The organism is Pseudomonas sp. (assembly GCF_030690725.1).
In the GTDB taxonomy this organism is placed as follows: domain Bacteria; phylum Pseudomonadota; class Gammaproteobacteria; order Pseudomonadales; family Pseudomonadaceae; genus Aquipseudomonas.
This window is the reverse complement of record NZ_JAUYGD010000033.1, coordinates 38,619-61,443: the sequence shown is the minus strand read 5'-3', so window position 1 is coordinate 61,443 and position 22,825 is coordinate 38,619. Positions and strand designations below refer to the sequence as shown.

Below are 22,825 nucleotides of genomic sequence, written 5' to 3'. Positions count from 1 at the left end.
TACCGCGTGGTCGCAATATGCCGCGAGTATGCAATTCCCGAGCATTTAAGTCAACTATAAGACCTAGTGCTTTAGTCGGGATTAGCCAGAATGGAGGGCGCGCAGCATAGCAAAATGCGCGCACCCACACCATCAAGCCGCAGGCTTGTCTGCGTCTTTGACCACGCCGGCGAAGTCCTCGTCACGCAGTTGCGGCAAATCCTTGGCGCAGTAATCGCTGCCCAGGGATTTGAGCGCGCCGCACATGCCTTCCAAGCGCCCATCCACCGCATGCAGGTGATCGAGCAACTGACCAATGGCGCGTGCCACCGGGTCCGGCATGTCCTGACTTACGCCGTAGGCATCGAAACCCAGCTTCTCGGCAATCGCCTGGCGCTTGGCCTCCTGCTCATCGTCGGTTTTGACGATGATCCGCCCTGGAATCCCGACCGCCGTAGCGCCCGCCGGCACTTCCTTGGTCACCACGGCATTGGAGCCGATCTTGGCGCCCGCACCGACCGTGAACGGCCCCAACACCTTGGCCCCAGCACCCACCACCACACCATCTTCCAGCGTTGGATGGCGCTTGCCTTTGTTCCAGCTGGTGCCGCCCAGGGTCACACCCTGATAAAGGGTGACGTCATTACCGATCTCGGCGGTTTCACCAATGACGATGCCCATACCGTGGTCGATAAAGAAGCGTCGACCGATCTTCGCGCCCGGATGGATTTCAATGCCGGTCATCCAGCGCCCAAAGTTCGACACCACACGCGCCAGCCACTTCCAGCCACTGCCCCACAGCGCATGCGCCACGCGATGCAGCCAAACCGCATGCAACCCCGGATAGCAAGTGACCACCTCAAAGGCATTACGCGCCGCCGGGTCGCGATGAAATACGCTTTGGATATCCTCTTGCATGCGCTCAAACATCTGCCTTCTCCTGCCTAGGGTGCTCGCCACGCGCCGCCTTGATGGTTTCCGTCAAGATACCGCGCAAGATATTCATTTCCAGCTTGCTCACCGCACTGCGCCCATACAAGCGGCGCAAGCGACTCATCAAATGCCGCGGCTTGGCCGGATCAAGAAACCTGATCTCAATCAGCGCCTGCTCCAGATGACGATAAAACGATTCCAGCTCATCCGCAGCAACCGGCTCTTCATCCGGATCGACGAGCGCAGGCTGTTTAACCGGCTGCCCCTCTGTGGCCAGCCAAGCCATGCGCACCTCATAAGCCAGCACCTGCACTGCCGCCGCCAGATTCAACGAGCTGAACGCCGGATCAGAGGGAATGTGCACATGATAATGACAGCGCTGCAGCTCCTCATTGGTCAGGCCGGCATATTCACGGCCAAACACCAACGCCACCTGCGCACCTTGCTGCGCCTGCTCGCACGCGACAACACCACACTCACGCGGCTCCAGCATCGGCCAGGGAATGTGCCGATCCCGCGCACTGGTGCCCAGCACCAGGCGGCAACCGACCAGCGCCTCTTCAAGCGTGCCGACTACCTGCGCCGCATCGAGAATATCCGTAGCGCCAGAAGCTCTGGCCACCGCCTCTTCACTCGGGAAATCGCGCGGATCAACCAGCACCAACTGCGACAACCCCATGTTTTTCATGGCCCGCGCCGCGCCACCGATATTGCCCGGATGACTGGTACCGACCAACACAACGCGAATATTTTCCAGCAACGCAAACGCTCACAGACAAGGCTTAGAGGGGCAAATCTTACAGAAGCCACCCGCCTTGCGCCACGCAAGGAGCAGGTTGCACTTCAACCGCCGGGCTTTTCTGCTAGAATGGCCGGCTTTCTTTAACGACCCAGGTGAACATCCATGCAGCCCATGCTGAATATCGCGCTGCGCGCAGCCCGTAGCGCCGGCGAAATGATCTTCCGCTCGACCGAACGCTTGGACGTCATCTCGGTCGACGAGAAAGAAGCCAAGGACTACGTAACTGAAGTTGATCGCTCCGCCGAGCAGCTGATCATTCAGGCCCTGCGCAAAGCCTTCCCGAACCACGGCATCCTCGGTGAGGAAAGCGGCCTCAGCGAAGGCAGCGGCGACGGCGCCGATTACCTGTGGATCATCGATCCACTGGACGGCACCACCAACTTTATCCGCGGCATCCCGCATTACGCCGTCAGCATTGCCTGCAAATACCGTGGCCGCCTTGAACACGCAGTGATCATCGACCCGGTACGCCAGGAAGAATTCACCGCCAGCCGTGGCCGTGGCGCCGCCCTCAACGGCCGCCGCCTACGCGTTGGCAATCGCAAGAGCCTGGAAGGCGCACTGCTTGGCACCGGCTTCCCGTTCCGCGACAGCCAGATGGAAAACCTGGAAAACTACATCGGCATGTTCCGCAGCCTGGTCGGCCAAACTGCTGGCGTACGCCGTGCAGGCGCAGCGAGCCTGGATCTAGCCTACGTGGCCGCCGGTCGCTTTGATGCCTTCTGGGAATTCGGCCTGTCCGAGTGGGACATGGCCGCTGGCGCACTGCTGATTCAGGAAGCAGGCGGCCTGGTCAGTGATTTCAGCGGCGGCCACGATTTCCTGGAAAAAGGCCAGATCGTTGCCGGCAACACCAAGTGCTTCAAAGCCGTGCTCACGGCCATTCAGCCGCACTTGTCAGCCTCCTTGAAGCGCTGATCAAGCCGCAATAAAAAAGCGCCCCACGGGGCGCTTTTTGTACCTGCTGAAGCCTTGCAATCAGTTGGCCTGGTCAACCAATACCAGCTGACCATCCTTGACCGGAATCTGCCGACCCGGATCACTGGCCATGCGCACCTGACTCACCTTGCCGTCCAGCTCATATTTGACGTCATAGCCCACCAGTTTCTCGCTGGCATCGGTCACCGTGCTGCAACGGGTTTCGGTAGTGGTGTAGGTATCACGACTCTGCAAATGCTCCTGCGCCTTGTTGCCGGCATAGCCGCCGCCAACCGCACCGGCGACTGTCGCCAGCTTCTTGCCGTTGCCGCCACCCACCTGATTACCTAGCAAGCCACCCACCACCGCACCAATCGCCGTACCGGCTATCTGGTGCTCATCCTTGACCGGCGCCTGACGGGTGACCGCCACGTCCTTACAGACTTCGCGCGGGGTCTTGATGGTTTGCTTGATTGGCTTAACAGCCAGTACTTCGGCATATTTCGGCGCACTGACGATGCTGTAAGTGGCCACTGCCCCACCCGCTGTCACGCCCACCGCACCCAGTACCGCGCCTACCAACATCGACTTATTCATACATGCCTCCTTGAAACCGCTGCTTAGCGCTCAACGCACCTTAATCCCTGCCTTGGAGCATAAAAAAACCGGGCAAGTTCAACACTTGCCCGGTTCATTCAACCATTTGCGATAAAACGCACAGATTCAGGGGCGCTCATCGACCTCTTCTTCCACCACCGGCGGAATCAGGTCATCGACCGTCAGATCGAGCCACACCAGCACCACGTTGGCGATATAGATCGACGAGTAAGTACCCGCCGCCACACCAACAAACAGCGCTACCGAGAAGGCGAACAGGTTGTCACCGGCGAACAACAGCAACGCGCCAATCGCCAACAAGGTGGAAAGCGAGGTCGCCATGGTACGCAGCAGGGTCTGCGTGGTGGAGATGTTGATGTTGTCGATCAACGTCGCCTTGCGCAGCACACGGAAGTTCTCACGCACCCGGTCGAATACCACAATAGTGTCGTTCAGCGAGTAGCCAATGATCGCCAGCAAAGCCGCCATCACGGTGAGGTCAAAAGTGATCTGGAAGAACGAAAGGATGCCCAGCGTGACAATCACGTCGTGGATCAACGAGACAATCGCGCCCACGCCGAACTTCCACTGGAAGCGGAAGGCCAGGTAGAGCATCACCCCACCCAGCGCCAGCAACAGACCAAGCCCACCCTGATCACGCAGCTCTTCACCCACCTGCGGGCCGACGAACTCGACCTTTTTCACCTCAAGCTGCTCGCCCGCCTGACGTAGCGCAGCAGCTACTTTATTGCCCAACTCAGGATCATCGCCCTGCATGCGCACCACCACATCGGTGGTGGCACCAAAGCTCTGCACCACGGCGTCGGCATAGCCGGCACCGGCCAGTTGCGCACGGATATTACTGAGATCCGCCGGCTGCTCGTAGCTCAGCTCGATCTGCGTACCACCCGTGAAATCCAGGCCCAGGTTCAGGCCCTTGGTAAACAGGCTACCCAGGGCCAACAGCGTCAGCAGCACGGTGAAGGCGAACGCAATATTGCGCACCCCCATGAAGTTGATCGTACGATTCATAACAGCCCCTTAAATCCACAACTTCTTGAAGTCACGCCCGCCGCAAGTCAGGTTGACCATGCAACGCGTCACCAGAATGGCAGTAAACATCGAGGTGAGAATACCCAGCGACAGCGTCACGGCGAAGCCTTTGACCGGCCCGGTACCCATGGCGAACAGGATGCCGCCGACCAGCAGGGTGGTCAGGTTGGCGTCGACAATCGCCGAGTAAGCCCGATCAAAACCCTCATGGATGGCGCGCTGGATCGACATGCCATTGGCAATCTCTTCACGAATACGCGAGAAGATCAGCACGTTGGCGTCCACCGCCATACCCATGGTCAACACGATACCGGCGATACCCGGCAGGGTCAGCGTGGCACTGAGCAGCGACATCAGCGCCAGCAGCAGCACCATGTTCAGGCCCAGCGCGATGGTCGCCAGCACGCCAAAGAAGCGGTAGATGGCGATGATAAACAGCGAAACAAACAGCATCGCCCACAGCGACGCATTGACGCCCTTGGCAATGTTGTCAGCACCCAGGCTCGGGCCGATGGTGCGCTCTTCCGCGAAGTACATCGGCGCTGCCAGACCACCGGCACGCAGCAGCAGAGCCAGCTCGGACGACTCACCCTGGCCATCCAGGCCGGTGATGCGGAACTGGCTACCCAGCGGCGACTGGATGGTGGCCAGGCTGATGATCTTCTTCTCTTCGACGAAGGTCTGCAGCTCGACTTCCTTCTCGACACCATCAACCACCTGGCGTACGTAGCGGGTTACCGGCTTCTGCTCGATAAAGATCACCGCCATGCTGCGCCCGACATTGTTGCGGGTCGCACGGTTCATCAGGTCACCGCCGCGACCATCCAGACGGATGTTCACCTGCGGGCTGCCGTTCTCATCGAAACTGGCCTGGGCATCGGTGACCTGGTCACCAGTGATGATCAGATCACGCTCCAGCTGCGCCGGCGGACGACCTTCCTGCCGGAACTCGAAGCTTTCGGTCGCAGCCTTGGCCGCATCCGGCTCAGCGGCCAGACGGAACTCCAGGTTGGCGGTCTTGCCGAGAATACGCTTGGCCTCGGCGGTGTCCTGCACGCCCGGCAGCTCAACCACGATGCGGTTGGCGCCCTGACGCTGAACCAGCGGCTCGGCCACACCCAGCTCGTTGACCCGGTTACGCACGGTGGTCAGGTTCTGCTTGATCGAGTATTCGCGAATCTCGACCAGCTTGGCCTGAGTCAGCGTCAGGCGCAGCACCTGCAGCTCGCTGCGCTGCACAGTGGTCATATCGAAATCGTTGAAATCCTTGCGGATCAGGCGCTCAGCCTTCTCCAGCGCAGCTTCATCGGTAAAGCCCAGCTGAATCGCGCCATTGAGCTCAGGCAGGCTGCGATAACGCACGCGCTCTTTACGCAGCAGGCTCTTGACCTCGCCTTCGTAAACCTTGCGACGCGCATCCAGGGCTTTGTCCATGTCCACTTCCATCAGAAAGTGCACACCACCGGACAAGTCCAGGCCAAGCTTCATCGGGCTGCCGCCCAGGTTACGCAGCCAGTCTGGCGTGGTTTGCGCCAGGTTGAGGGCGACTACGAACTCATCGCTCAAGGCCTTGCGCACCAGCTCTTTGGCTGGCAGCTGGTCTTCAGCGCTGTTCAAACGCAGCAAGCCGGCACGGCCCTGATTGGCCAGGCTGACGGCTTTTACGCTGATACCGGCCGCTTCCAGGGCGCGGCTGGCGCGGTCCAGGTCGGCCTGCTCGACGCGCATGGCGGAGCTGTTGCCACTGATCTGGATCGCCGGATCATCCGGGTACAGATTGGGCGCGGAATAAAGGAAGCCGATTGCCAGCACAGCCAGAATCAGCAGGTACTTCCAGAGGGGAAATTTGTTGAGCATGACGCCGCCCGTTATGACGCGGGGCGCATTAAGCGCCCCGTCGAATGGTAAAGGTGTGTTGCTTAGATCGCTTTCAGCGTGCCCTTAGGCAGCGAGGCGGCAATCGCCACTTTCTGAATCTTCAGCTCGACAGTGTCGGACACTTCGATTACCACGAAGTCATCGGAAACCTTCGTCACCTTGCCAGCGATACCGCCGCTGGTTACCACTTCATCACCTTTCTGCAGGCCGCTGATCAGACCTTTGTGCTCTTTGGCACGCTTGGCCTGTGGACGCCAGATCATCAGATAGAAGATGACCAGAAAGCCGACCAGAAATACCCATTCAAAGCCACTACCAGCAGGACCGGCAGCCGGTGCGGCGCCTTCAGCGAAAGCAGCGGGGATAAAAAAGCTCATGTAACACTCCTGTTGCAAGGGTCTTTAAAAAGTTGGGAATCAATCCAGAGGCGGCGTTGGCAGCCCGCGCTTGGCATAGAAGGCATCGACAAAGGCGGCCAATGTACCCTGTTGAATAGCCTCGCGCAAACCAGCCATAAGCACCTGATAATGCCGTAAGTTGTGGATTGTATTGAGCATGCTACCCAGCATTTCGCCGCATTTATCCAGATGGTGCAGATAAGCACGGGAGAAATGTTTACAGGTGTAACAGTCGCAGGTCGGGTCCAACGGCGAATTGTCCTGTTTATGGAAGGCATTGCGGATTTTCAGCACGCCAGTATCGACAAATAGGTGGCCGTTGCGCGCGTTGCGGGTCGGCATCACGCAGTCAAACATGTCCACACCACGGCGCACGCCTTCAACCAGATCCTCCGGCTTGCCCACGCCCATCAGGTAACGCGGCTTATCAGCCGGCAGCTGCGCCGGCAGGTAATCCAGCACCTTGATCATTTCGTCTTTCGGCTCACCCACCGACAGGCCGCCAATGGCATAACCGTCAAAGCCGATTTCTTCCAACCCATCCAAGGAAACCTTGCGCAGCTCTTCGTGCATGCCGCCCTGGACGATGCCGAACAGCGCCGCCGTGCTGTCGCCATGGGCCTCTTTCGAACGCTTGGCCCAGCGCAGCGACAACTCCATCGAGCGCTTGGCCACATCGAACTCGGCCGGATACGGGGTGCACTCGTCGAAAATCATCACGATGTCCGAGCCCAGGTCGCGCTGCACCTGCATCGACTCTTCCGGCCCCATAAACACCTTGGCGCCATCAACCGGCGAGGCAAAGTACACGCCCTCCTCCTTGATCTTGCGCATGGCGCCGAGGCTGAACACCTGGAAACCGCCGGAGTCGGTGAGGATCGGCCCCTGCCACTGCATAAAGTCATGCAGATCACCGTGCTTCTTGATCACTTCAGTGCCGGGACGCAGCCACAGGTGGAAGGTGTTACCGAGGATGATCTGCGCACCAATCGCCTCGATATCACGCGGCAGCATGCCCTTGACCGTGCCATAGGTGCCCACCGGCATAAACGCAGGGGTTTCCACCACGCCACGGGGGAAGGTCAGCCGACCACGGCGCGCCTTGCCCTCGGTCGCCAACAATTCGAAAGACATGCGGCAGGTGCGCGTCATAGCTGTTCCTCTGGCCCGCGCGGTGCGGGGTTGCGGGTGATAAACATGGCATCACCGTAACTGAAAAAACGATATTCACCGGCAATCGCCGCCTGATAGGCCGCCATGGTTTCCGGGTAACCGGCAAACGCCGACACCAGCATCAGCAGGGTCGATTCCGGCAAATGGAAATTGGTCACCAGCGCATCGACCACATGCAGCGGTCGACCTGGGTAGATAAAGATGTCGGTGTCGCCACTGAAGGCCTTAAGCACGCCATCGCGCGCGGCGCTTTCCAGCGAACGCACGCTAGTGGTGCCGACCGCAATCACCCGACCGCCACGCGCACGGCAGGCCGCCACGGCATCGACCACATCCTGACCGACCTCCAGCCATTCGCTGTGCATATGGTGGTCTTCGATGCGCTCGACCCGCACCGGCTGAAAGGTGCCCGCACCGACGTGCAGGGTGACGAACGCCTGCTCAACGCCCTTCTCGGCAATCGCCGCGAGCAGCAGCTGATCAAAATGCAGCCCGGCGGTCGGCGCCGCAACAGCGCCAGCACGGTCGGCATACACCGTCTGATAGCGCTCGCGATCCGCCTGCTCATCCGGCCGATCAATGTAAGGCGGCAACGGCATATGCCCGACCCGCTCCAACAGCGGCAGCACTTCTTCGGCAAAGCGCAGCTCGAACAACGCATCGTGACGCGCCACCATCTCGGCCTCACCACCACCGTCGATCAGGATGCTCGAACCCGGCTTCGGCGACTTGCTCGAACGCACATGGGCTAGCACGCGGTGGGCGTCCAGCACGCGCTCGACCAGAATTTCCAGCTTGCCGCCGGAAGCCTTCTGGCCGAACAGCCGCGCCGGAATCACCCGAGTGTTGTTAAACACCATCAGATCGCCAGGGCGCAGGTAATCCAGCAGATCACTGAACTGTTTATGAGCCAGCTCACCCGTTGGCCCATCGAGCACCAGCAAACGGCTGGCACGGCGTTCGGCAAGGGGATGGCGGGCAATCAGAGCGTCTGGCAGCTCGAAATTGAAGTCGGCAACGCGCATGGTAGGAAGGAGGTCGTCTAGCAGGGCGGCAAAGCTTACCGGAAATCATGCATTCTGACCACGCAAGTGGATTGACCAACCCCAACACCATCCCTATACTGCGCCGCCATTGTGCCCCGGTGGCGGAACCGGTAGACGCGGCGGATTCAAAATCCGTTTTCGAAAGAAGTGGGAGTTCGAGTCTCCCCCGGGGCACCATACAATTAACTGAAGGCCTTGAATTTCAAGGCCTTTTTTTATGCCTGGCGTAATCTTGGCGTAACGACTTACAAGCAACAAAAGCCCCGGCGACAAATCACAGGCACAAAAAAGGCCCGGCATCGCAGGCGTCCTGCGGCACCGGGCCTTTGTTTTGGCGTTTATATCTTCCACACCTCTTTCGCCCTCTCAAAGCCGACCCACTTCCCATCCCGATCCAGTCCCCGCCCCGCCATCAGCTGCGCAGCAATCGCCTGGGTATCCACCTCGCCTTTCGCCATGGCGTTCAGCAGTTCGGTGGGCAGGGGCTGGAGGTGCTCGAGCAGGTTCATTGTCGCTTCCTTTGTGGTTTCCGTGGGCACCAGTAACGCTCTGGTGCCGAGGCATAGCAAGCGAATCAGACGCCATCAAACAGGCCTCCAAGCGAGGCAGGCACCCAGTTCATAATCACCAGCTCGCCGGTGGTTTCGGCAACGCCCTGCCGCTGGTTGGTGCAGCTGTAGCGGATATCGAGCTGCTCCATATGGAAGCCATCGAACGCCCGGCGGATATCGGGGTGGTCGTTGATGCTGACCATCACCTTGCCTTTGCAGCGCCGCATAAAATCGGCCATGCGCTCATAGTTCTCGTAGGGGAAGTCCACGCCATAGCCCGCTGTTTGCCAGTACGGCGGATCCATGTAGTGGAAGGTGTGGGCGCGGTCGTAGCGCTCAGCGCATTCAAGCCAGGGCAGGTTCTCAACATACACACCGGCCAGCCGCTGCCAGGCAGCAGACAGGTTCTCCTCGATGCGCATGATGTTCGGCGCCGGGCCAGTGGTGGCGGTACCGAAGGTTTGCCCGCTGACCTTGCCGCCGAAGGCGTGGTGCTGCAGGTAGAAGAAGCGCGCGGCGCGCTGGATATCGGTGAGGGTTTCCGGGCGAGTGATCTTCTGCCACTCGAACAGCTGCCGGCTCGACAGCGCCCACTTGAACTGCCGCACGAACTCCTCGACGTGGTTCTGCACCACCCGGTACAGCGACACCAGGTCGCCGTTGATATCGTTCAACACCTCAACAGGCGCCGGCTGCGGGCGCATGAAGAACAACGCAGCACCGCCGGCGAAGACCTCGACGTAGCATTCGTGGGGAGGGAACAGCGGGATAAGACGGTCGGCCAGGCGGCGCTTGCCGCCCATCCACGGGATGATGGGGCTAGTCATATAATGCAAACCTTACTGTATAAATAAACAGGTGCTAGACTCTCCCCCGCTTCGTGCACGGAGTGGGAGCCTTGGCTTGGCTTGGCTTGCAGGAATGGCTGCAGGTCGAGTGGCCTGCCCGGGTGCTGTAACACCTGGGCGGGTCGCTCTTTTCTTACGGAGGGGTTACGGGGTTGTAGCGGCCTGTCCGGTCAGGGTCCGGACGTAGCCTTGCAGGTACTCAAGTTTCTTCTGGTCGCGGATCATTCCGGCGCGGATATCCCAAACAGCTGATCCAGCTCGCTCACTGAGTTCGACGCTGGCTCCATCGCCCAGGCCGCTGCTGCCTGTGGTTTTGGACACGACGAGATCAGCGGCGGCAATTCGGGCCTCGATGCGCAGCCGCTTACGCTCATCATCAGCGCCAGAATAAAGCCGGCGCCAGCGTTCATTTTCACCTTCTGCATCTGTTAGCTCCTTGTGTTTGGTTGAGTCGAGGTCAGCCAGCAGTTGCTCTGACTGCACGCGGGCATCCAGCTGATCACTGACCTGTCGTGCTGCTGCTCGGGAGATCTCGCCCAGCGTATCGCTGTGGGTTTTCTCGGCCTCGGCCAGCTGCTCACCCATCCGCCAACCGTTGGCGGCCCAGCCAGCGGCAAACACCACCACCAGCAATGCACCGAGCAACCAGGTGCGCGGGGAGCCGGGGATCAGACCGAGCAGGCTCACGCCACCACCCCGCCACAGGCCGAGAACATCGAGGCCAGCGCCTCGGGCTCACAGGGCTCCTGCGCCCGTTCTTCCTCGAAGATGCCCAGCAGCTTGGCCAGTGCATGCTCACGCTGGCCGTAACCAGCCCCCGGCAGGCTGGCCCAGATCGGCGCAGCTGCCGCAATGGCCTGCACGAGGCGCCCGGCCTGGATGTGCGGCAGCGCCTTGCACTCGGTCAGCAGTTTCACCGCTGCCAGATCCTGCGCTTCAGGAATGAAGCGGCCACGAAAACCATAGTTGCGCACGATGGCATCCCAGGTGCGCTTCAAGAATTGATAGCGGCCAGCGGCGGTCGAGTGGATGCCATAGCGCGGCAGCGGAACAAGCAGATCTGGATGCCGGTCGTAGCCACTGAACAGCCGACCGCCGACCACCACGTTGTAGCCATCGTCACTGCCTTTGATGGTGGACGTGCCTTCGCTCCAGGCGAGCATATCCAGAAAGGCAAGCACGTTCGGGCCGCCAGCCTGGGCAGCAGAGATTCGAGCCATGAGATACTCCAGAATTGAACCCGGCACAGGGCCAGGGCAGGGGAAACAAATATGAGAAAAGCGCGCGTCAGGGCATTTGCTGCGCGGCATGCAGCCGAGCTAATTGCAGGCTCACTGCCAGAGCCCGCCGACTTGCAGGGAGAAGGGTTTACCGCCGAGGATCGAGTGGCCGTTTATAACGAACTGCGACTGCTGGCCGAGAACCTTTTAGCAGACGCCGAGCGGCTAGACGCACTGCGCTGAGTCACACTTCAGCCGGCAACAAAACTCCGACGCCGAGGAAGCCTTGTTAACAAAGACCATGCATTTGAATTAATGCATAATCTCTAAAACTGGAGGCCCCCATGAAACATAAATTACCTGCAGCGTTGGTCGTTATTGCCGTTGGCACATTCTTATTGGCGGGGCAGTACTATGGGGCGAAGTCAGGCCGGCAGCAGGCATACAGCATTGCTATAACAACGCAGTAAGCTCAATGAAAAATGATTGCGATGAGCGAGCAGAAGACTTCCAGGACAAGTACGGCCACACCTACCAAAAATAGCTCGACTGCCAAACCGCAAGTCAACTGGCAATATAGGCGCCAACCGCTGCAGCTCCAGATTGGTTTAGATGAATCTTATCGGCATCAGTGAAAGCATCTGCCATAAAACCAGCCGCGCTAACTATTGGCAGCATTGTGTCAATTTTTGCGGCAACCCCAGTTATCGAGGGCATGTAATCGTCCCACGACTCTTTGTAATAGTCGCGAGCCCCAGGGTTCAGGCTGTTGCTTTCTGCGCCGTAAACCGAATTTAGCAAAACTACTTCAGCAGATGCGGCGACAGTGGCATTCACAGAGCTTTGTATATTGGAAGCTCTAGCTGCTTGAGCCACAGGCCCAACCGCGTCGTTCGTTGAGCACTGCAGGAACACCACCTGAGCGCCAAGTGTTGTAACATCTGTGATCCTGGCTAGAATTGCAGCGCTAGTATTAGACCCTACGCCCTTATTGACGATCAGGTTATTCCTAAGTGCAGGGTACAGGGGCGCATGCCGCATCCAAGTAGTCTCATCATTGCTGAGACCAAGCGCAACTGTTGGGCTGAACCCGTTCTTACCCTCGGTAATACTGTCGCCTATAGCTGCAAAGTTAGGGTTGCACATCGAGCGGTAGTCAAATTCAACCCACGACGCGGCAGGGGCCGCTGTTGCGAATTGCAAGGAGGCCGTCTGAATAGCAAAAAACGAGCAAGAGAACCTGCATCCGAACTTGTATCGGCCGTCAGACTGGCGCACCCAAACAGTCAGTGATCCGAACTTGTTATCGTATTGGATTGCCAAGTTCAGCGGCGTTGAGCTAGACACGGTAGCCCCAGCAACTTGCGGAGATGCTACGACGCTGGAGCCATTCCAATACTGGAAGCTGACCGCCCCCGCTGTATAAGTGGATGCATTGGCAGAATTTAACCAGAGTGAAAATATTGATCCGGAAGAACCGGTAAGGCCCAGAAGAGATATGTTATTGCTATCTGCGCTGGCTCGAACACTGACGTACTCAATCCAGTCCTTAGCCGTGCTTATCGGGGTGCCAAGTGTTTTAGTTGAGCTGGCCGATGAACCCCCGGCGGTTTTGGTGAATCTTAGCCAGCTTGAGCTAGTAGAGAGCGTGCCATTGGTTGCCGACCAGCCAGAAGTGCTATCACCCTCATCGTTATTGATAAAGTTTTCAGTAGTTACAGTTGGAAGGGTGACAGTTGGCGGCACCAGAAATATCTTGCGCTCATCCAGCAGCCAGCTCACGCCGCCGTCAACAGAAGTGAAACGCGCATAGGTGATATCCCGCGCCGATGTTGAGGCGATGTTGGGCGCCCCATCAAACAGCCGAACATTTGCAGGCTTCGAGACCGAGAAGCCCCCCGCCATAGACTGCGAGAAGATAACTTCGATGGATGAGCGCTCACCGCTCACTGCACCGGAAAGCGTAAGCGTGGTGACGTTTGCATTAAGCATTACGCCGAATGTCTGGGCTGTTGCAAGGTCGAGCTCAAGTGCGCCAGATGCGATAGCGGCTGTCGCGTAGACGCTTGACGCGGAACCCCCACCAATATCAATGTTACCGCCACCGAGCAGCGAAGCACCGTTGATGGTCTTGATGTTGGTGCCGCTGACCAGTCCCGCTTGCTTGGCGGACAAGGCCGCCTCAAGGCCAGTCACCGTGCTGATCGGCTGACCACCAGTATGATTGGCCCGATTCTTCAGGTTGCTGTCGGTATCGTTTGCAGTTGCGCCAGTCGCTACGCCGTTTAGTTTTTCTTTGTCTGCGGCGACCATAAAGCCATCGACAGAAGTCGTGGCTGCAGCGTGCGCCGCGCCGCCAGCACCGAAGTGATCATTGATCTGGCGCTGCAGCTTGCCGATTGCAGCCAAAACGTTGTCGGTGCTTACCACTGCACCACCCGTGGCTAAGCTCAGCCCGCTCAGTACCACGGCCAGCACCCGGGCAGCTGTATGATAAAGGTTGGTCAACCCCTCAGGTAACGCATCAGTGCTGGCAGGCCCGCCGCCACCTGTACCGGTTTGCCACTCTGAGTCCGTCGCATCCCAGATGTAGCGCACCACATCGCTACCAGCACCGGCATCAACGTCTGCATAGTTGCCGGCTACCGGCGATGCCACCCCAGCAACCATTGCAGCAAAGGTTGTAAAAGTGCCGCGAAAGTTTGGGGACTCAAGGCCAACCAGCTTGGTGCGCAGGGTGCTGGTGAAGTCTTCCTGGGACAGCTGCTTGCCTGCCACCTTATCGACTTTGCCATCCAGGCCAGCAGCAAGGGCTGCGGGCTGAACAGCCGTATCAGCCTTGCCGCCCTGAGTTGCTGTGGCAGCACCGATATCTGCTGGCGATGGCAATGCATGACGGTGGTCCTGCCGGCTGGCCAGCTCACTGGTGCCGGCCGAGGGCGTGCCCAAGGCCAAAGGCGTTGCATCACCAACCGCCGCGCCGCCACTCGTGCGTAGCTCATCGGCGCTGCCAGCGGTGAAGCGGGCGCTGATAGGCTCGCCTGTCAGCCACTCAAGTTCGGCAGTGCCTTCCTGGCCGCGCTCTACATCCAACACGCCAGAGGCAGCGCCGGTGACCTTCACAATCTCCCAATCAACCTCGGCGCCATCCACAACCTTGGCCAGGGTCAACAGGTAGTAATCACCAGCCCCCAGGCCTACCAACTCAGCAGCTTTGTCGGCAGAAATGGTCAACTCTGGCGCAGCCGAAGCCGCTGGAGCCGCCAGGGTCGCGGCCCAGTTGTTGATAAATCGTTGCATGGAATCTCCTAAACGTACTGAATGCGCTGGTCATTGCCGACTGTCACCAGCCCCGTTAAGGGGCTGCGCGCACCGAAGCGCGGCGGGGGCGGTATCGTGGTGGAAGGCGCAGTAACCGTAATGCTGCCGGCCACAACACCGCCCGGGTGCGCGGTCGGGCCATAGGTGCGGGTGCCACCACCGAGACTGAGCTGCCAGGGCCGCTCGCGGGTGGCTAGGCACACCATGTTGTTGCTCCACCAGTGCGGTGTTACTTGCACCGCCACACTGGGGCCGTACTCGGTGCCGTCAGTACCGGTTACCTCCGGCAGCTTAATTTCGGAGGCCGCCGCAAGTGGCAGCCACTGCTCAACGGGATCAACGCCGAAGCGGTTAGTCGGATCTAGCAGCGACTGCACAAGCAGGTTGCGCGCAAACGCGGGGGTATCCGGCGCCGCTGGGCTTGGGCTGGCGAACCAGTCCACCACCTCATCGTTGAGTTTCAGCGTGTAGGTATGCACCAGGCTGGCACTGCCATTGGCCGGCGGCGTGCTGCTGCCATACAGCGCCGCCTCTTCATCGAAGATGTACTCAACACTGAACTCATCCAGCAGCACACCATCAACCTTGAGCGAATACACCAGCCGCTCAACCGTGGTAGCACCGTAGCTACCAACTGACTCGAACACCCCAGCTACATCGTATGGCCCAGGCCGCGTGATGCTTTCCGGCGCGCAGGCGCCGCCGCTGAGCAGGTAGCGGGTAACTGTTTCTCGATCAACCGTGGCGTTGCGGCCGCAACTCATGCGGTGCTCGGCCTCAAAGCGGTACTCGATATCGCACGTCACCAGCACCGGTACACCGCTCGAGTCGAGCCAGCCGCCGATCACCTGGCCAGCCAGGGATGCCTCGCGCACGCCAGTTATAAACCGCACCCAGTTGGTAGGCGTTGGGATTTCAGGGTTAGGCGGAAGATAGGCCAGGGTGTATTCGGCAACCCGATCAAGCCGCCAATCGCAATCAGTCGCCTCATCGTCGCGCGGCGCTATCCACTCTGTCTGGGTGTCAGGCTGCCACTCAAACACGCCATCAAAAAGCACAAAGCCATCGGTCAAAGAGGCAATGCCGCTGCCTTGGTCTGCCACAAATTCCAGCACCAGGTGCAGTGGGCTACCCTCTGTGCCAGTGCCGCTGCAGCGCAGCAGCGACAACCGGCCAGGGCCCTGCACATACATATCGTGCGTAGCGTCATAAAACAGGGTGTCACCCAGCAGGATGCGATCACCGGCCGGGCTGCAATCAAACGTGCGGTAGGTTTCGGGGGGGAAGCGGCCCGCACCATAGCCACTCAGCTCAACCGTTACCGGGCGCTCATCTGGCGCCTTACCGATTCGCCCAAACGCTGCCATTGTGGCCGGCGCAGTAAGCTCGCTGAATGCCTCATTAGCCGAAGCCATAAACGGCATAACAACGCCCCAGCAGTTGCCCATACCAGCCGCGTAAATGCCCAGAGTACTAATTAGCGTGCGCCCGTACATCAGTTGGTTCGGGCCATTGCTGAACAACCAAACAACCGAGTCCGTGCGCCACAGGTAGCCATTTGCGGTATCTACTGCTGCTTGCTCGAGCGTGCGGGTGATGCTCGGTACGCCCGATACTGCAACCCGGTACGCCCCACGCACTTCAAAGGTGTTCCACTGACCATCACGGTGCTCACCGTTAGGCAGGGTCAGGCGGGCACCCACCACAAGGCCGTGGTACGGGCAGCCCAGAATGCGGTGCTGGCCAAGGCTCAGCGTCATGCCATCAATCATTCGGGGCTCGCCAAGTCAATTGGAATGGTGGCGCCGTTAGCATCAGTCAGCACCAGTTTTTTCGGGGGGCCGAACTCCCACACGAACACACCATCAGCAGTGAACAGATACTGCGAATCGTGGAACTCGCGCAGCGCATAGCTCTGCTCAGTCAGCGGGCCAGCGATGCCGCCACCTGGCGACGTTGCCGGCGGCGGCGTGTAGTTGCCCCGCCCACGCGTAACCGGAACAGCCCCAACCGGTTGCACGGTGCGCAGGGTGCGGCGCTGGCGAGCTGGGGTGATTAGCCGGTTGAGGTCTTCCACCACCGATTCACCGCGGCGCTCTGCCTCGATGCGTTTGCCGATGGCGCGCCGCTCATCCCCACCCCTGGCGACCCGGCTGTTGCTAACCCCGGCGCGGATTGCAGCGCGCTGCTGCGCAAGCGTTGGCTCAACCATGGTCAAAGCTCCAGCAGGTCATTGGGGATGGCCACGAGGTAGGTCGCCACTATCGGCACAGGCAATTCATCGCGCTGTTCAGCGGGGATCTCGGCAGCATCGATATCGAAGCGGCGCGGGTACATGGCAGAGCCGGGGTCAATGGCCGAGTAGTTACCGGCAAACCCAGGCAGCTCATCGTCGTACTCAGGCGACTCATCACGGCCGCCCAGTTGGGTGGGTAGATTGGTTGGCACCAGGCCGGGGTCTGGCTGCGGCTCATCAACGGACGCAGGTGGCGTAAGCGGATCTGTCACTTCACCGCCGCCGCGCATCAAAGCGATGGTCAACGTGGTGATCGCGGCACCCGACTGATAGTCAGCGCGGGTGGCGATGCGCACACACTTGCCGCGTGCGCGTATCAAGTCATCCAACTCCAAGGTGTGCGTCAGGTCGATGCCCATAGCCATGCTGGTGGGCACTTGCCAACTCACCGTGGTGCCACGGTGCGTGCGCACCACAATCGCCACGCCCTGCCGGAGCTGAACCACCAGAAAAAGCACACGGCGCGACTCATCCCGCTCATCGGTGTGGCTACTGATGCCATCAGAGAACGGTGCATCGCCCCAGGCCTCAGCCAGCAGGCTCTCAATCTCAAGAGCCCCGCCCGTCCGCTCAATCACCTCGCCAGCAACATCAATGCTGCTGGGCACCACCACGTTCAATTGATAGCGTTCAGTAACGCTCTGCGCCCATCGCCGGCCCATACCGAAGCTCGCGCCCAGCAGCAGCTCTTCAGCTTCGTAGTAGTTTGTCCAGGGCACACCGATCAAGCACGGGTCAGGCATGCTCGGCCACAGCAGATCCCAGCTGAAGTCGGCCAACAGCTGGCCACCCGCACCGGCCACGGCGTCTTTCACCATCGCAACAGTGGGCAGCTCTTTCGAGTCAGGGAAGTACCAGCCGCAGAAGCCACCACCGACCCAGCTGAAACGCTCATTGCGCTGGCGCAACCGCGCATAGCGGTAGTCAGCTTCGATCACCACCTTGTTGACCAGGCTCGATAGGTCAGCCTCATCATAATTCTGAGTGCCATCCAGCACCTGGCCTGGACCGAACACAAACGCTGGCGCGATGGCGTACCAACTGGTAACACGCGGCACGCCGTAGGCATCGCAATCCAGGCTGGCGGTGCGCGTGCCCATCCGCTCTTTCGCATAATCCCAGCGGCTGCGACCTTCAACTGGCTCGAACACATCTGGCGACCAGGTGCCGGCCGTGAGCGCATCGATCTCCTCAATGGGCATACCCTCAACCCGCTGCTGCAGCTGGTCGCTGCATTCACAGGTCATCACCCGTGAGCTGGCGTCCCAGATCGGCGTCACCACCCTACCGGTCAACACCCGCGCTTCAGTGGTCAGCCCGGCACTTGTGCTGATGTAGTCGATGGTGACGGCGCGGCCTTTCCAATCACTTGGCGTTACGGGCCCAGTCGCGAGGTGGAAGGCGATACGACCAACACCAGCAGCACCCTCCTCTCGGTCAGCGTCCCATCCCTCAACGAGCTGATCGCTGATGTCCTCACCGCCTAGCACAACCCGCTCGCGCCAGAGGTAACCGGTGCCCGCAACCACGTACACGGGCGGTGCAGCACCGCCTGCACTCCCGCCATTCAACGGCGCACCGTTGAGCGGGCCTCCATTGATTAGCATTAGGCTTCTTCCCAGGGGATGGACCAGCCATGCATGGCGGTGGCATTGGATTGGCTTTTAGGGGGCCGCCTGGCAAACACGGAGTACACCGGGCACCACCACACTTGGTACAAGGCTGCACCCGGCACAGCAGTAACGGTTGAAACGCCAGCGACGGTTGAGACCTCGGCATCCATCCAATCACGGCCGATCAACGCATAGGCCCATGGGGCTTTATCCGGTCGGGGCGTACTCGGCAACGTGAACACCAAGCCCTCGCCCTGCATGCTGTTGATCTGGGTACTGCGCAACTCCAGCGGCTCTTTGTAGTTCAGCCCGTCCAGACCGGGCGGCTGATGTCCGAGCCCGCTTATGGTTCCGGACATCTTCTCCCAGCGGGTCATCTTCACTGCCGCGCCGTTGCTCATGCGCAGAACAGTGCTACCGCCAATGGCCTCCTCATCCAGATCAGCCGCACCGGCACTCAGCTGAACAATCTCGATACCGCCAAGCATGAGAGGTGGTAGATGCATTCGGGAAACTCCGGACATGCGAAATCGCCCTGCTACGCTGATCGCTTACAACACGAAACAGCGAACCAAGGAGGTTCCATGGCAATTGAAATAGCGGAAGAACAGATCGGCGAGGCGCTACAACAAATCAGGCAAAGCCCAGTGCCATTGGCCGCGCGGCAACTAGCAGGCGACGACGAAGCAAACCTGCTGATAATTCGCGAGCTAAGGCGCCGAGGGCTTGTCGACGGAGTGTTCCTTAACGACTCGACCCGCCCAGGGGACCAATACGGGCCGTTCCTCTACGACGCAGCACGGCTCACCGCCACCTGATCACGCTTCGCGGGCGACACTTGATCGGTCAGCCCGCCCAGCTTGGCGATAGCCCAGTTCAACAGCAGCAACTCACTGCGGAGGGTGTTGCTATCGCCTAGCAGCTTCTGCCCAGTTACAGCCTCATCCAGCATTAAACCGTTCTCAACGGTGCCAAGGGTGTTACGCACTTGCACCAATGCATCAATCACATCTGCTTGATCATCGTTTGCCATGACTATCTCCAGGCGTAAAAAAGCCCGCACTGGGCGGGCTATCAGGTTCAGCGGGCAGTGCCGCCGTGTTTCAAGGCTGTTCGCTTGAGTAGCTGGCTAAACGAGTCCTCCCGCATTAGCACTTCATAGCTTCCGCCTGGTGTATCGAGAGTGGCGCGGCCCCAATCAGCTAGCGGGTTATCGCTTTGCATCAATGCGGGGCTCATTGCAGGAATGGCCGGCAATGCTCGATCTGTAATGCGCCCACCATCAGCGAACTTAGGGAACCGGCGTTGCCGCACGGCCTCCATAAAGCCTTCGCCGTAGTAATCCACTGAAGCAGCGGGCTGCATAAACTCGCCGTTAGAACCCCACATCAGGATGCTGTCGCTACGCCCGGTACCGGGGCCGCGCAACTTGCCGCCGTTGGCGAACTGCGGCAAAGGCGGTAGCACGTAATCACCCGAGTAAGTCGGCAAGTCACTGACTATGGGCCCGTCCGGGTGAACAACGCGCACAGGCAGAACAATCTCCTGCTTGCCCATATCGGCAACCAGCTGCTGGATCTGCGAGCGCACAGCCTCGATGCTCGCTTCGTCCGACTTGATGCTTAGCGGCAGGTCCTTCAGCTTGGCGGCATCGGCCTCAAGGCTTTTTATCTGCTCGCGGATTGCAGCAATCTTATTCTCGGCATTGGTTTGCTCGATGTCGTTGGCCGCCAACTCGATGGCCTGCAGCTCTTTGATAAAGCCGCCGAAGCCATAGGTTTTTTCCCCGGCGGCAGCCAGGTCCTGCAGCATCTTCAATGCTGCCTGGGCCTGGGCCTGGGCCCCCTCAACATCACCGGCCTGCAGCGCGGCCCTGGCCCCTACCTTCAGGGCTTGCGCACCGCCATACGATGCAGCGCCATCACCACCAAGCGTGGCCAGGGCTTCTTGGTAGCGTTTGTCGATATCGAGCCGATCATTGCGGACCTTTTCGAGCTCGGCGGTTGCCTTCTTCTCTTCGGCCACCAGCGCCTTGACGGCCTTCTTCGCATCTTCGACCTGCTGGTCCTGTAGGGTTTTCAGGTCGCCGATGTATTTGGTGTTGGCGTCTACCTCTTTCTGGCGGCCAGCTTCGGCGGCGGCGGCAGCGACATCAGCAAGAAACTGCAGCTCGGCGTTCTGACCGGACTGCTGCTCAAGCTCCTTCGCCCTGAGCTTTTCCAGCTGGGCAAGCTTCGCTTTCAGCTCTTCATCCGAGAAGAACAGCTTCAGGAACATGTCAGCCAGACCGGCACCACTGAGCACCTTCTGGATTTCCTGGATCTCCTTGTTGATTTTATCCAGCTCGGTTGCGCCACCAGAAAGCTGCGCGGCCCATAAGCCGATCTGATCGCCGATCAGGCCAAGGTCGGCAGCAGACCCAACAGCGCCGGCAGCAATTCGAGTTATTGCGCCACTGATGGAAATCAACCCCTCTGTTGTGCCAGGGTCTTGGACAACCTTAGATAGCTCATTGATCGCATCAATAAGCGGCTGCACATCTGCTTGTCCAATCGCCTTATTCCACTGATCCGCCAGGGCGGTCATAGCGCCGCCTACCGTTTCCGGCAGGGTCTCGGCCTCTTTTCGCAGGACATCAAGCTGGCTGACCAGTGCATCAGAGACCACATCCGCAGTCAGCAAACCCTGCGATGCCATTTCCTTCAGGGCACCAACCGGTACGCCTATCGAAGCGGCCAGCGCTTGCATCAGGCGCGGCGCCTGCTCTGCAACACTGTTGAACTCTTCACCGCGCAGCGCTCCGGCGCCAAGCGCTTGCGCGAACTGAATAACGCCGTTCTGGGCTTCTTCAGCAGTAGCACCGGAAACCCGAAAGGATGTGGCAACGGCTTCGGTCACTTTCAAGATATCGGACTGACTGCGGCCGGCTTCTTTCAGCGGCCGACTGATGCGGCCATACAACGTAACCAGGGAAGCCACAGGGCTTTGCGTAGCCTGGGCGATACGACCAAGCTCAGTTTGTGCAGTGGTGAACTCTTGCTGCGAGCTGGTAGCCAGCTTCAGGCGGGCATTCATAAGGTTGTAGGCATCTGCCTGGGCCGCGATTCCCTTGATAGCCGACACCGTTGCATAAGCGGCACCAACACCGCTGACAAGGCCCGGCAGCATAGCCCCGCCGCCACTCAGGCGGCGCTGCTCAGCCTGCAACTGGCCCATGGCGGTTTTGGTCTCGATCACGCGGCGGGTGTAGGCCTGCTGGGCAATGGAAAGCTCGCGAGTGGTCAGGTTGCCGCTGGCGCGCAGCAGTTGGTACTGGCTACGTAGACGCTCCAGCGCACCCTCAAACTGCCGCGCTCGGGTAATTCCGAAATCCGCTTTAGCCTGCTCCAGATTGGCCATGCGCTGTTCACGAGCAAGCTGGCCAAGGGCGGCTGTTTGAGCGCGAATACCTTCCCGCGCCTGCGTGGTGCGAGCAGCCTGCGCCGCTGCCGCCAATTGTTCCTGGCTTGCCTGCTGGGCAATTGCGCCACGCATATCGCGCAGCCGCGCCAGGGTTTCACCCACGCTACGACGATAAGCCGCTTCTGCCTCGGCACGCTCTTTGGCAGACAAGCTCCCATCCTGCCCCACCAACTGGTACTGCTGGCGCAACTTCACCAGCTCGCGCTGGGTCTCCTCAATAGCGCCCACACCCAGCGCTTCACGTGCGGAAGAAAGCGCAGCGTCAGCACGGCCAGCGTCCAGGCGAGTGTTAAGCTGCGCGGCCAGCCGCTGCTGCTCGGCGGCCAGGTTGCCCACGTCAACGCCTGTGCTCACCAACTCTGCGCGGTAGCGCCGCAGCTGCGCAATCTGGCTGCTCTCTTGGCGCTCAAGCGCCTGTAAGGCGCTGGCGGCATTACGATAATCCGCCTGTAATTCTTTTGTAGGGGCGGCGGAGCGAGCCAACTCATTGGCAAGTTCACGCACACGATCCCGCGCAGTGACCATATTGCGCTGCGTGGTTTCCAGCGTCTGGCCAAGCTCACGAAAGCTATTCACCTTACCCAGCGGCTTGGTTACTTCACGCACCAGGTCGACGTATTCTTTCTTAAAGCCGCGCACTTCCCTATTAGCATCATCCAGGTTGGCCGTGATGCTCAGTTCAACATCAGTCATGGCTCAACCCTTCAACGCTTGGAGAAATAAAGACCAGGGGTAAT

General features: G+C 59.8%; 22 protein-coding genes and 1 tRNA gene. 4 read left to right on the top strand and 19 right to left on the bottom strand.

What is annotated here, in order from left to right:
• Positions 1-132: 132 nt before the first annotated feature.
• Both cysE and trmJ read right to left on the bottom strand, forming a co-directional pair.
• Entirely contained in the window at positions 133-909 is a 777-nt protein-coding gene (cysE, locus tag Q8O69_RS06775) for a serine O-acetyltransferase (RefSeq protein ID WP_269380303.1), read from the bottom strand.
• On the bottom strand, positions 902-1,672 hold the full coding sequence (gene trmJ / locus Q8O69_RS06770) for a tRNA (cytosine(32)/uridine(32)-2'-O)-methyltransferase TrmJ (RefSeq protein WP_305590668.1): 771 nt from the start codon (positions 1,670-1,672) through the stop codon (positions 902-904). The genes cysE and trmJ overlap by 8 nt, the downstream gene beginning before the upstream one ends.
• A 144-nt stretch (positions 1,673-1,816) precedes the next feature.
• On the opposite strand from trmJ, the gene suhB reads away from it, so the two are divergent.
• Positions 1,817-2,632: an inositol-phosphate phosphatase gene (gene suhB / locus Q8O69_RS06765; RefSeq protein ID WP_275961017.1), complete on the top strand. Its 816-nt coding sequence runs from the start codon at positions 1,817-1,819 to the stop codon at positions 2,630-2,632.
• A gap of 60 nt (positions 2,633-2,692) precedes the next feature.
• Here suhB and Q8O69_RS06760 read toward each other — a convergent pair whose 3' ends face one another.
• The 6 genes from Q8O69_RS06760 to queA all read right to left on the bottom strand — a co-directional run bounded on the left by Q8O69_RS06760 (position 2,693) and on the right by queA (position 8,756).
• Entirely contained in the window at positions 2,693-3,229 is a 537-nt protein-coding gene (locus Q8O69_RS06760; protein ID WP_305590666.1) for a glycine zipper 2TM domain-containing protein, read from the bottom strand.
• Between the two features lie 126 nt (positions 3,230-3,355).
• Positions 3,356-4,261 carry a protein translocase subunit SecF gene (gene secF / locus Q8O69_RS06755; protein ID WP_305590664.1) on the bottom strand — a complete coding sequence of 302 codons (906 nt, stop codon included), beginning with the start codon at positions 4,259-4,261 and terminating at the stop codon, positions 3,356-3,358.
• Positions 4,262-4,270: 9 nt separating this feature from the next.
• Positions 4,271-6,139, bottom strand: coding sequence for a protein translocase subunit SecD (secD, locus tag Q8O69_RS06750; RefSeq protein ID WP_305590662.1), 1,869 nt, complete (start codon positions 6,137-6,139; stop codon positions 4,271-4,273).
• A 62-nt stretch (positions 6,140-6,201) separates the two neighbouring features.
• The gene (gene yajC, locus Q8O69_RS06745) at positions 6,202-6,537 is read right to left on the bottom strand and encodes a preprotein translocase subunit YajC (protein WP_275961013.1); all 336 of its coding nucleotides are present in this window, start codon (positions 6,535-6,537) and stop codon (positions 6,202-6,204) included.
• Between the two features lie 39 nt (positions 6,538-6,576).
• Positions 6,577-7,692: a tRNA guanosine(34) transglycosylase Tgt gene (tgt, locus tag Q8O69_RS06740; RefSeq protein ID WP_305590939.1), complete on the bottom strand. Its 1,116-nt coding sequence runs from the start codon at positions 7,690-7,692 to the stop codon at positions 6,577-6,579.
• A gap of 14 nt (positions 7,693-7,706) precedes the next feature.
• Positions 7,707-8,756 (bottom strand): tRNA preQ1(34) S-adenosylmethionine ribosyltransferase-isomerase QueA, encoded by a 1,050-nt coding sequence (gene queA, locus Q8O69_RS06735; protein ID WP_305590659.1) that lies wholly within the window; start codon positions 8,754-8,756, stop codon positions 7,707-7,709.
• Positions 8,757-8,869: 113 nt separating this feature from the next.
• Here queA and Q8O69_RS06730 point away from each other — a divergent pair.
• Positions 8,870-8,954: transfer RNA gene (locus Q8O69_RS06730), tRNA-Leu, on the top strand.
• Positions 8,955-9,115: 161 nt separating this feature from the next.
• On the opposite strand, the gene Q8O69_RS06725 is transcribed toward Q8O69_RS06730, so the two are convergent.
• The 4 genes from Q8O69_RS06725 to Q8O69_RS06710 all read right to left on the bottom strand — a co-directional run bounded on the left by Q8O69_RS06725 (position 9,116) and on the right by Q8O69_RS06710 (position 11,396).
• On the bottom strand, positions 9,116-9,286 hold the full coding sequence (locus Q8O69_RS06725) for a hypothetical protein (protein WP_305590658.1): 171 nt from the start codon (positions 9,284-9,286) through the stop codon (positions 9,116-9,118).
• 65 nt (positions 9,287-9,351) lie between these two features.
• Positions 9,352-10,155 carry a DNA adenine methylase gene (locus tag Q8O69_RS06720; RefSeq protein ID WP_305590656.1) on the bottom strand — a complete coding sequence of 268 codons (804 nt, stop codon included), beginning with the start codon at positions 10,153-10,155 and terminating at the stop codon, positions 9,352-9,354.
• 165 nt (positions 10,156-10,320) lie between these two features.
• Positions 10,321-10,863, bottom strand: a complete 543-nt coding sequence (locus Q8O69_RS06715; protein WP_305590654.1) for a lysis system i-spanin subunit Rz — start codon at positions 10,861-10,863, stop codon at positions 10,321-10,323.
• Entirely contained in the window at positions 10,860-11,396 is a 537-nt protein-coding gene (locus Q8O69_RS06710) for a glycoside hydrolase family 104 protein (RefSeq protein WP_305590652.1), read from the bottom strand. Before Q8O69_RS06710 ends, Q8O69_RS06715 begins: the two co-directional genes overlap by 4 nt.
• A gap of 344 nt (positions 11,397-11,740) precedes the next feature.
• On the opposite strand from Q8O69_RS06710, the gene Q8O69_RS06705 reads away from it, so the two are divergent.
• A complete protein-coding gene (locus Q8O69_RS06705) occupies positions 11,741-11,866 on the top strand; it encodes a hypothetical protein (protein ID WP_305590650.1) in 126 nt (41 codons plus the stop codon).
• Between the two features lie 94 nt (positions 11,867-11,960).
• On the opposite strand, the gene Q8O69_RS06700 is transcribed toward Q8O69_RS06705, so the two are convergent.
• From Q8O69_RS06700 to Q8O69_RS06680, 5 genes are read right to left on the bottom strand one after another with little or no spacing between them, the layout of a single operon-like run.
• The gene (locus Q8O69_RS06700; RefSeq protein WP_305590648.1) at positions 11,961-14,696 is read right to left on the bottom strand and encodes an SGNH/GDSL hydrolase family protein; all 2,736 of its coding nucleotides are present in this window, start codon (positions 14,694-14,696) and stop codon (positions 11,961-11,963) included.
• An 8-nt stretch (positions 14,697-14,704) separates the two neighbouring features.
• Entirely contained in the window at positions 14,705-16,477 is a 1,773-nt protein-coding gene (locus tag Q8O69_RS06695; protein WP_305590646.1) for a hypothetical protein, read from the bottom strand.
• Positions 16,478-16,485: 8 nt separating this feature from the next.
• Complete coding sequence (locus Q8O69_RS06690) at positions 16,486-16,929, bottom strand: hypothetical protein (RefSeq protein WP_305590644.1); 444 nt, start codon at positions 16,927-16,929, stop codon at positions 16,486-16,488.
• A gap of 2 nt (positions 16,930-16,931) precedes the next feature.
• The gene (locus Q8O69_RS06685; protein WP_305590642.1) at positions 16,932-18,620 is read right to left on the bottom strand and encodes a hypothetical protein; all 1,689 of its coding nucleotides are present in this window, start codon (positions 18,618-18,620) and stop codon (positions 16,932-16,934) included.
• Positions 18,620-19,132 (bottom strand): hypothetical protein, encoded by a 513-nt coding sequence (locus tag Q8O69_RS06680; protein ID WP_305590640.1) that lies wholly within the window; start codon positions 19,130-19,132, stop codon positions 18,620-18,622. The genes Q8O69_RS06685 and Q8O69_RS06680 overlap by 1 nt, the downstream gene beginning before the upstream one ends.
• A 78-nt stretch (positions 19,133-19,210) precedes the next feature.
• Here Q8O69_RS06680 and Q8O69_RS06675 point away from each other — a divergent pair, with 78 nt between their 5' ends.
• Positions 19,211-19,444: a hypothetical protein gene (locus Q8O69_RS06675; RefSeq protein WP_305590638.1), complete on the top strand. Its 234-nt coding sequence runs from the start codon at positions 19,211-19,213 to the stop codon at positions 19,442-19,444.
• Here Q8O69_RS06675 and Q8O69_RS06670 read toward each other — a convergent pair.
• Together Q8O69_RS06670 and Q8O69_RS06665 are read right to left on the bottom strand one after the other, a co-directional pair.
• Positions 19,414-19,659, bottom strand: a complete 246-nt coding sequence (locus Q8O69_RS06670; protein ID WP_305590636.1) for a hypothetical protein — start codon at positions 19,657-19,659, stop codon at positions 19,414-19,416. The genes Q8O69_RS06675 and Q8O69_RS06670 overlap by 31 nt on opposite strands.
• Before the next feature lie 47 nt (positions 19,660-19,706).
• On the bottom strand, positions 19,707-22,781 hold the full coding sequence (locus tag Q8O69_RS06665; RefSeq protein ID WP_305590635.1) for a tape measure protein: 3,075 nt from the start codon (positions 22,779-22,781) through the stop codon (positions 19,707-19,709).
• Positions 22,782-22,825 lie beyond the last annotated feature (44 nt).